The sequence below is a fragment of the Vibrio sp. 1249-1 genome, assembly GCF_033340495.1.
Window position 1 is genome coordinate 1 of record NZ_JAWOWJ010000792.1, and the last position, 605, is coordinate 605.

Consider the following 605-nt stretch of genomic DNA (forward strand, 5'->3'; position numbering starts at 1 on the left):
TATTGGTGTGGCGTCGCTGCTTAGTGATACTAAGCTCGATCCGCAGCAAAAAGAATTTGTGGAGATCATCGATAACTCATCGCAATCGCTCATGACCATTATTGATGACATCCTCGATTTCTCCAAAGTCGAAGCGGGGAAGGTGGAACTCGCCAGCGAGACGTATCATTTTCGCCAGTTATTGAAGGATGTGATCAGCTTACACACAGTAAAAGCGCAGCAAAAGAATTTGCAATTGCTCAGTGATATCGACCCTAAGTTGCCCGCTGAAGTACAAGGAGATGAAGGGCGTCTGAAGCAGGTGCTCAATAACTTACTTAGCAACGCGGTCAAATTCACCGAGCGTGGTCATGTCAAATTACTTGTCTCATTGCACGAGCAAAACAACGATATCGCCCAAGTTCGCTTTCGCGTGGTGGACTCGGGGATAGGTATTGCCAAAGAGCACCAGCAAGCGGTGTTTGAACGCTTTCAACAGGCCGATGGCAGTACAACTCGCAAATATGGTGGTACAGGGTTAGGTTTGGCGATTTGTGCCCAACTCGTCCACATCATGGGTGGAGACATCAAGCTAACCAGTGAACTTGGCTTGGGAAGCTGTTTCG

1 protein-coding gene is annotated in these 605 nt (G+C 48.1%); it reads left to right on the plus strand.

What is annotated here, in order from left to right; all coding sequences use genetic code 11:
• The coding region (locus R7Z50_RS28945) for an ATP-binding protein (protein ID WP_318149939.1) at positions 1-605 on the plus strand (605 nt) is incomplete at both ends.